General features: G+C 37.5%; 8 protein-coding genes. 4 read left to right on the top strand and 4 right to left on the bottom strand.

Translation table 11 applies throughout. From position 1 onward, the window contains the following. Window positions 1–346: 346 nt before the first annotated feature. Together C9J34_RS00300 and C9J34_RS00295 are read right to left on the bottom strand one after the other, a co-directional pair. A complete protein-coding gene (locus tag C9J34_RS00300) occupies window positions 347–1,138 on the bottom strand; it encodes an inositol monophosphatase family protein (RefSeq protein WP_107837850.1) in 792 nt (263 codons plus the stop codon). 147 nt (window positions 1,139–1,285) lie between these two features. Further along, window positions 1,286–1,483 (bottom strand): hypothetical protein, encoded by a 198-nt coding sequence (locus C9J34_RS00295; RefSeq protein ID WP_107837849.1) that lies wholly within the window; start codon window positions 1,481–1,483, stop codon window positions 1,286–1,288. Window positions 1,484–1,581: 98 nt separating this feature from the next. Between C9J34_RS00295 and C9J34_RS00290 the strand changes: the two genes are divergently transcribed. Next, window positions 1,582–2,199 carry a YktB family protein gene (locus C9J34_RS00290; protein ID WP_107837848.1) on the top strand — a complete coding sequence of 206 codons (618 nt, stop codon included), beginning with the start codon at window positions 1,582–1,584 and terminating at the stop codon, window positions 2,197–2,199. Window positions 2,200–2,368: 169 nt separating this feature from the next. Continuing rightward, the gene (locus C9J34_RS22785; RefSeq protein WP_420799109.1) at window positions 2,369–2,578 is read left to right on the top strand and encodes an HTH domain-containing protein; all 210 of its coding nucleotides are present in this window, start codon (window positions 2,369–2,371) and stop codon (window positions 2,576–2,578) included. 343 nt (window positions 2,579–2,921) lie between these two features. Here the strand turns inward: C9J34_RS22785 and C9J34_RS00285 are convergent, their stop codons facing one another. Continuing rightward, window positions 2,922–3,542 (bottom strand): hypothetical protein, encoded by a 621-nt coding sequence (locus tag C9J34_RS00285; RefSeq protein WP_107837847.1) that lies wholly within the window; start codon window positions 3,540–3,542, stop codon window positions 2,922–2,924. Window positions 3,543–3,607: 65 nt separating this feature from the next. Here C9J34_RS00285 and C9J34_RS00280 point away from each other — a divergent pair, with 65 nt between their 5' ends. After that, a complete protein-coding gene (locus C9J34_RS00280; RefSeq protein ID WP_107837846.1) occupies window positions 3,608–3,940 on the top strand; it encodes a hypothetical protein in 333 nt (110 codons plus the stop codon). A gap of 281 nt (window positions 3,941–4,221) precedes the next feature. Then, the gene (locus C9J34_RS22780; protein WP_238600526.1) at window positions 4,222–4,308 is read left to right on the top strand and encodes an IS3 family transposase; all 87 of its coding nucleotides are present in this window, start codon (window positions 4,222–4,224) and stop codon (window positions 4,306–4,308) included. A gap of 48 nt (window positions 4,309–4,356) precedes the next feature. Here the strand turns inward: C9J34_RS22780 and C9J34_RS00265 are convergent, their stop codons facing one another. Then, window positions 4,357–9,189, bottom strand: coding sequence for a cadherin domain-containing protein (locus C9J34_RS00265; protein ID WP_107837843.1), 4,833 nt, complete (start codon window positions 9,187–9,189; stop codon window positions 4,357–4,359). Window positions 9,190–9,215: the final 26 nt, after the last annotated feature.

Genomic DNA, 9,215 nt, shown 5'->3' with positions numbered 1-9,215 from the left:
AAATAAACCTCCTTTCTTCTTTTCAATCCAGAATATAACAAAAACAAGAAATAATCAATATATTAAAAAAATATTTTTTTGGAAGTCTTATGTAAAATTTATTTCGTTAACTTCAGTAGAGATTTTAGCTATAAAGTGAACCTTCAATCAGTGAGGGGTTTTCCTCATCCCCCACTGATTGGTAATAAAGGAACACAAGCGTTTTTACAGGCTATTGATCTCCCACTTAACGATTTCGTTTCCACTCACTATTTTGATGTGGGGTCATACAGCCTGTTAATACGGAATAAAATACGGCTGTTAGGAATGCAGATGTTGCGTTGCATTCCTAACAGCCGTTGCTAGCTTATTTCAATTCCACATATTGCGCCAAAATTTGCCCATGAATAGATGGGTTCGCAATCATAAATGTATCTTGCATTAATAAATTAAATGGTTGCCCCTTTAAATTGCTGGCTAGGGCTCCAACTTCCTGTGCAATAATAATGCCACCTGCTACATCCCATGGCGATAAACGCATTGATAAATAGGCATCAAGCTTGCCGCTTACAACAAAGGCAATTTCCATTGCAGCCGCACCATATGACCTTGTGCCACGCACCGTTCGCACAAGCTCTATTAACTTCTCATGATTGACCTTTTTATTTGGCGTAACCCATGTCGCATTAATACCGATAACAGCCTCCTCTAATTTAACAGGCTTCAGCTTGCGCAGTGGTGTGTCATTATACCAAGCACCGTGTCCCGTCATCGCGCAAAATAAATCTTCACGCATTACATCGTATATGTATCCTAGCTTTCCAACACCTTCAACAAATATACCAATTGTAATCATAAAATGACGATGTTGCTTAACAAAGTTCATCGTGCCATCAATCGGGTCAATAATCCAAACGACCCCGTCCAATGACTCAACCTTTTCCCCCATTCCTTCTTCACCTAAAATTTTATGTGAGCTATCATATTCTTTAATTTTTTCAATGAAAAATAATTCGGTCTCTCTATCGATATTCGTCACTAAATCGTTGGCATCTGATTTTGTTTCTACTTGTAAATCATAAGAAAACGCATCGCGAATACGCTGCCCAGCCTGTCTAATTATATCTTTTGCAAACAAATCTAATTGTTGTAAATCCATCACTATGTACACCCCTATATTAATTAGTATATTTAGAAAATAAAAAATATTTTACATTGTAACATTTCACTAATATTAAGTATAACAAAAATCACTTGCTATCTAATGCTTTAGCAAGTGATTTTTTAATTCGGCTTTAATTTGTCCTCATTCATAAGCAAACAAACTTTCTAGTTCTTCTTGAATTTCTGTTAGTCGTTTTTTTGATTTTTCCATCTCTGCTTCATTTTTTACTTGCATCGCCTCAAATAGAGAAGCTAGCTCGTAATCAAGCTCTAATCTCAAAATGCGTTCATATTGCTTTTCAACATCAACCTTGCGTATAATCTTAACCATCTGTTTCATACTTGTCACGCTCCTCCAAGTTTGATTTTTTAGTGTTATTACTATTTTCCCAAAAAATAAATAAAATAAACCTCAATTTTAAAAGGAGTTCAAATAAAATGGAAAACGTACAATGGACAAACGATGATTTTCAAGTATTTTCAATCAATGGCTTAGACGAAAGAATGCAGGCATTAACAACTATAATCCGACCTAAATTCCATCTATTAGGCGAGCACTTTGCCACATACTTTAGCACGACAACAGGTGATGAATTTTTTCCACATGTAGCAAAGCATGCACGTCGTACAATTAATCCACCAAAGGATTCTTGGGTTGCCTTTGCGCCATATAAACGCGGCTATAAAGCCTTGCCCCATTTCCAAATTGGACTATGGGGAACACATTTATTTATTGTTGTCGCTGTTATTTACGAGGCGCCACAAAAAGCCGAAATGGCTGAGCGTTTGCTCGCAAATATAACACAGTTTGACAAGCTAACAGATGATTACGTTATTTCAGGCGACCATATGTCACCAGACGTTACACCATTAGAGAAAGAGCAACTACAAAAACTTCTAACACGTTTACGCGATGTAAAAAAGGGCGAATTTTTAGTAGGTCGCCATTTAACAGTCGAGCAAGCAACAGCCATGTCCGCTGATGAATTTTTAGCGTTTGCTGAAGAAACATTCGATATGCTTGTACCAATTTATAATACGATTATTGGAAAATAGCGCTATTATATACTATGCAAAAAAGACTAACAAATATTCCAAATTTGGCGTTTAATATGGTACCTGTGGTTAGGACACTTGAAAAAGAGTATGCTAACTGCAGGTATTTTTTATATACTAGACTTTCAAGAGTAAAGGACGGACTAGAGACTACTCTGAGTAAAATTTTATTTTTACCAAAACAAGTACTACAACTTCAATAAAACCAAATGTACAACAGGTTAGCGAACGTACGATTACCTATACAGATGCATTTAAGAGTCAATTCATTGATGAATACTTCGCAGGGAAAACACCGAGACAAATCTTTAAGGAATATGGCTTTGATGAAGAGGTTATTGGGGTCAAGCGTATCGAACAATCATCTTTTCGCTACTAGGGAAGGCGCAGTGAAAAACGATAATTTTATAAGAAGTGAAGTGAAACAATAAGAAGCCCCTTCGTTTTGAGGGGCTTCTTATTGTTTTTGTTTAGTTTTTCTTTACTTCTAAGACACTCCATAAGATAAATATTAACCCTATTAGTAAAGAAATAATACTAAGTATTAATAGGTTAGTGGGAACGTTCTTAAGAAAAATATTGAATTCTTCTATTGACCAAACACCATTGTTTGAAGCACCGATTGAAGCACAAATATATCGGGTCGAATAAAACAAAGCTGATATTAATAAAAAAATGGAACCAAAAATGCTTTTATTCATAAGTCTGTTGCTCTTTTCTTTTTAAAATTGTACGACTCTGTACTGACGTTCTATCCATTTTTCTGGGTAAACATATTGTGTATCATAGACTTTTTCTACTCGACTATCATATTTTTGTTCTTGTTTAACTTGATATTTTTGGTATACATGTCTATATTCTAAACGATATCTTCCATTAGTAGGGTATTCTGTAGATGTATAAGATACTGTTTCCGACCATGATTTAGTAACATCAAAGCCAACTACAGAGTCTAATGTTTTTATTGGAACCTTAAGTGTACCAGAATATCTATGAGAAACAGTTGAAGTGTGAGAAGCACTTAATCTTCCTCCACTTATCGTAGAAGCCCCAGCAGGTTGCCATGCGCCGTATGTAAGACCTTGGTAAGTTGAAGAAACCGCAAACCATCTCAAACGTCTTTCTTGTGTAGAAATTAAATCATCATTTTCGAAGAAAATCTCTTCCCTTATTACTTCATTAGTAGGAATCAATTCCGTAAATGTATCAACAACTATTTCACCATTTGATAGTCCAGCGTTAATATCTGTATCCAATTCATTAGCAGAAGCGTGTGAATTAAAAACAAATAAGGCTAGAGAGAAACAGAGTAAAAAAGATGCTTTAAAAAATACTTTTTTCAATACAAGACCTCTTTTCCTATTTTATTTTTCACTTGAATTACCATTATTTCATTAAAAATACAAAAATGCAAGTAAACATTGTATTAGAGCGAAGAAAAACTATTAATGTTGTAGAAGCGATTCTATCTTGGAGCAGCATGAAGCTGCTCAACGAAAGTCAAAAGCTCAGCACAAGTAAGGTGTACCAACTCATTTCAGATACACTCACGGAGTTTCCATTTGAACGGATGGTCACTTATTTTTGTAAACGCTTAAACGTTTCTCAATCAGATTATTACAGCTATTTAAAGGCAAGTGACGCGCGAGCAGTGGGAGAGCAAAAGGATTTAGAAGCACGGGATTTAATTTTAAAAGCCTTTAATCACCGTGGTTATAAAGAGAGGCTCACGTTCTATTAAAATGACGCTTGAACACGATTTCCAATGTGTGATGAGTCGCAAGAAAATCCAGCGTATTTTAAGAAAATACGAGATTGAGTGCCCTCACCATAAGCCGAATCCTTATAAACAAATGGCAAAGGTGACGAAGGAACATGGCTTAGATCAATCAATGTCACGCCGTGGAAACTGTTGGGACAATGCGCCACAGGAATCGTTTTTTTTTTTGACATTTTAAAGATGATGTAGACTTTAGTTCTGCGAAAACACTCGATGAACTGGAAGCGAAAATCAATCATTACATGGTCTATTCCAATAATTATCGCTATCAATGGCATCTAAAAAAGATGGCTCCTGTGCAATACAGAAACCATCTCTTAGTAGCTTAATCTCTTTTTTTAGTTTGTCCTTGACTTAGGATTGTTAGTTTTATTTATTTATTTTTTTGTTTGAGGTAGTGCCGCTCCATAAATTTCGAAAAATGCCCAATGTTCTGTTGGTACATCTGTAAAGAGTGGTGTTTCAACCTCTATTGGTAGCGAACGTTCAAATAAGCGATTTAATACTTTCACTGCTTGCGCTCGTGTTAATGTGCTATGCGGATTAAACTGTTTGTCGCTAACACCTGTCATAATACCCAAGGCACTTATTTTGCCAATCGCTTCTGCTGCCCAATGATTTGATTGGACATCTTTAAAGACCATTGCTTCTCCTTGCTGTTTACAGAAGGAAGCGGCACTGTTTGATGCACATTGTCGCTCAATCCAACGTACAGCTACTGCTGCCATTTGAGCACGAGTAATGGATTGATTTGGCTGGAAGGTCGTTGCTGTTGCCCCATCAAATAGCCCGTTTTCTCGTACATATTCAATTGCGTCTTTCGCCCCATGGCCTACCGTATCTGTAAATGTAGCTATTGCTTGCGGAATTTCATCGTTTGTTAAATGACGCGCAAACATCGTTGCAATTTGCGCTCTCGTAACAGGTGCATTTAAACGGAATGTTCCATCTACATAGCCTTGAATATATGGTAGGTATATCTCTTCTACTTCAGGTTTATCTGTTATTGGTAAAGAAATAAGTGAAAAAGTCGAAAATTTATTTACTTCAAACTGGAAACCTAAACGCTCATTTTGGAAGTCTACAATTTGGCCACGCACAATTTCATTTGTCCCATCACTGTGCTCGATAAACACAGCTAACTGTGCAAGCTGTTCATTTGGCAAACCTGCAAATAAAGGTAACGTCAATGTCACAGGACGGTTTTGCATATTTGTTTCCATTTTCATTGGCTGACCTAATAGTTTGACATCCTGATTGCCAAGTAATTGACGTAGCATCTCTTGCTGCTTTAACCGTTGCTCAATTTCTGCTTGCCCCATCGTAGTCTTTATTGGTATTAGGCGGAAATATAGATCTCCCTCAAAAGTAGCAAGCGTGTTTGATACTACGTTAATTTCAACATTATTCGTCAAAATATCTAGATGAATGGCATCCTGCTTTAGTATTTTTAGCGCATTGGCTAATATAGATAAATCAATTTGGGTTACTAGATTTTGAGCATCTGGTATAGCAAGACGTAACGTATTTGCACCCATTTCTCTTAATTTAGCTACTGTCTCAGACATACTTTCCTCTGTTAAAATAACTTCATCCCTTGTGCCATCTGCATTTGTCGTACGCTTAACAATGATTTGCGTCACCACTTCTTCAGTAGTCGATTTAATATCTATAACAATTTGTTCAATCTGTGTAGATGGAGGTGGTACAGGATTAATACTTGGTGGCTCGGGTATAAGCGGACTTATTCCAGCGCCATTCACAAGCCATTTTGCATAAAGCGTTATATTTTGTGTCACAACATCTATCATACTATTCCATGGATACTCGAAATTTGCATCCTTATACCAACCAGCAAATGTATAACCTTGTCTTATTGGTTGTGGTGGTATCAGCCCTTTATTGTACACAATGTTTTGAGCTGCAATTATATTGCCACCATTTGTTTCGAATGTCACCGTGTAGTGATTAATTGCCCAATTTGCGTAAAGTGTAACATTTTCCTCCTCCATGATGAAATCTGCATTTGGTAAATACGTTGTACCTGTTCCATCTGCCGCTGTATTCCACCCTGTGAAAGTGTGCCCTACTTTTCTCAAATCTCCACTATTATCTGCGATGATTACCGTAGCATTTTGCAAATAAGCTGTACTATCTATAGGTACTGTGCCAGATGTATGTCCGTTACCATCGTACTCAACTGTATATGTGGGTGGTGTTACACTATAGACGGATGATGAGTTGCCTACCTCTCCATCCAAAACTAGTGCAGCATCTCCCTTTGCCTGAACTGTAAACGTATAGTCACCGATAGATTGCATAGCTGTTGTCAAATCGATTTGCTCATCATTTGCCACCACATTGACAGCTGCACCTAGAGCTACTGTCTCTTTATATAATTGAACATCATAGCTGACTGCATGTGGAACAGCCTGCCATTTTGCTACTTTGCCGTCCCATACACTGCCTGTAGGCGTTGCTAATTTAATAATCGTCTGTGTATTAGAAGGCTCTGAATCTGGCGCATCTAAATAAGCTATACCATCTCCTTTTGCAACAACCGTGACAGTATAATGTCCTGCCTCTTCTGTACGCATCGTTGCTAGGAAATCATAGGATAGATTATTCGCTCCTACACTCACACGACTCCCCACCGGTATATTGTCTTTATAAAGCTGTACAGCATAGGAAACCTCATTTGCCACATCTGCCCATGTCGCAATACCTAGCGAGCTGAAATTCACATCTCCTACTTGCTCAAGTGGTGGTGTTGCTTTTGTAATCGTCAAATTATATGTTCTCGTTGTGGTCCCGTCCTCAGCCGTTACAACAATACCAATTATATTTGTACCTGTTAGCAGTGACACATTGACAGCTTGCGCATTAGCTAGCAAACTTCCATTTATCGTCATTGTACTAGCACTATCTGCTAAACTAGCTGTAATATCGATACTAGACACATCATGCGCTACTTGAACATTATAGCTCATTGTATCGGAGTCAAAGCCAGGACTTAAACTACCAGATGACAATACAATATTGCTTAATTGTGCATTTGCACTTGGAGGCACTGTTGTAAAACGCCATGCAGTAGGACTTGTTATACCACCTGCTGGTTGATTGGCTGAATCTACAAATGCACCATCATCTACAAGTACGTAGTAAGTCGTTCCTTTTAATAAATGCGTAGGTAATGAGATACTTACAACAGCACCATTTATCGTAATATTTTGCGTGGTTACTTCTATTGCTTCAATTTCATGGTTAGCTTGATTATAAATGCGGATATTCTTTCCTATAACAGCGCTAACATCTTCACTAAATGTTAATGTAAGCGTTGGATTAACCGCAACATTTGTCGAATTATTTGCGGGAGTTGTTGAAACAATTGTTGGTTCAGGGTCTTCAGGAACATCATTCACAGTAATTGTAAATGTTTTTTCAAAGTACAAACCACCGCTATCTGTCGCTCTTACCCTTATGTTATAATTACTTTTCGTCTCAAAATCAAATTCGTTAGCTGTTCGCAGTTCATTTCCGTTAATCATAAAGCTTCCGTTATCTGTAGAACCTGTACCAGAAACAAGTGTATAGGTGGATGTATCTCCTGCATCAGGGTCTATCGTTGTCAGCGTACCTACTGTTGTTCCAATAGGCTGATTTTCATCAATTGCTGTAGAAGTTAGTGTAATGTCTGTTGGCGCTTCATTCACATCTATTACCGTAATCGTAAATATTTTTTCAAATATGAATTCACCGCTATCTGACACTCTTACTCGTATACTGTAGCTATTTTTCGCTTCATAGTCGAACATACTTGCCGTTCGAAGTGCAGTGCCACTAATTGTGAAGTTGCCATTATCTGTAGAACCTGCACCAGCCACAAGTGTATAGGTGAATGTATCTCCTGCATCAGGGTCTACCGTTGTCAGCGTACCTACTGTTGTTCCAATAGGCTGATTTTCATCGATTATAGCAGGGGTTAATGTAATGTCTGTTGGTGCTTCATTCACATCTGTTATCGTAATTGTAAATACCTTTTCAAAAGTTGCTCCTCTATTATCGGTCACTCTTATTCGTATAGAGTAGCTATTTTTCATTTCATAGTCGAACATACTTACCGTTCGAAGTTCATTGCCACTAATTGTGAATCTGCCATTATCTGTAGAACCTGCACCAGAAACAAGTGCATAGGTGAACGTATCTCCTGCATCAGGGTCTACCGCTGCCAATGTTCCTATTACTGTATTTATAGGCTCATTTTCAGCAATATTAGCATTGCTTAATGTGATATCTGTTGGCGCTTGATTCGTATTTGTTACTATGATGGTAAATGACTTTTCAAACGTTAGTCCGCCACTGTCTGTTGCTCTTATTCGTATACTATATGTTCCATGTATCAGCGTACTTGTTGTTTGTAAAGCATCATTAACAATTGCAAAGTGCTGATTATCTGTGTCACCCTCACCAGATACAAGACTATATGTCAAGACATCCCCTGCATCAGGGTCAATTGCACTAAATGTGCCGATGGTCGTACCTGCTGGTTGATTATCATCTATTATGTTATTGTCTAGTGTGATATCTGTTGGCGCACTATTAGTTGCTGCATAGGTGATTTCTAGGGTAGGATACATGCTAGCAAGCGCAACACTTCCATCGTGTCCATATCTCAGCATTTCAATATCATTTACATTGCTAGAGATTATAAATGTCACCTTTTGCCCCTCAAGTGCTGTAGGGCTATTTAATAGTGCTGTCACATCAATTGGCACTGGAAGATAATCACCACTTGTAGATGCTCCAATTGGATAGCCTTGAGACAGGCCGTTTTTAATTTCTGGAAAATCGTTTACATTAGAAGTGCTAGATGTCCAATTATTCTCACCAATACCTACTGTCAAAGTGGTTGGAAGTCCACTATAACTTAAAATATACAATTTAAGCTCAGCAGAAAGAATTGTTTTTGTTGTATCGATACCATCAAATTGCAGAGCACCTTGTCCTTGTACATTTTCTCTTATAATAATGGAATTTTGAGAAGATTGAAGCCCACTACTTCGTTTACCTAGTTGTTCATTCGGTATTAAAGTACTTGGAGAGTTAGCCTTAACAGGTTGAATACCTAAATTAGCAAATATTAATGTTGCAATTATCACTAGCATCCATACTCGATGAATGAATATTCTCCTTAAAGAGGTATTCACCATTTCTCTTCCTCCTTCGATATATTAGT

It is taken from the genome of Metasolibacillus meyeri (assembly GCF_003049505.1).
GTDB lineage: Bacteria > Bacillota > Bacilli > Bacillales_A > Planococcaceae > Metasolibacillus > Metasolibacillus meyeri.
This window is presented reverse-complemented; position numbering and strand designations above follow the sequence as displayed.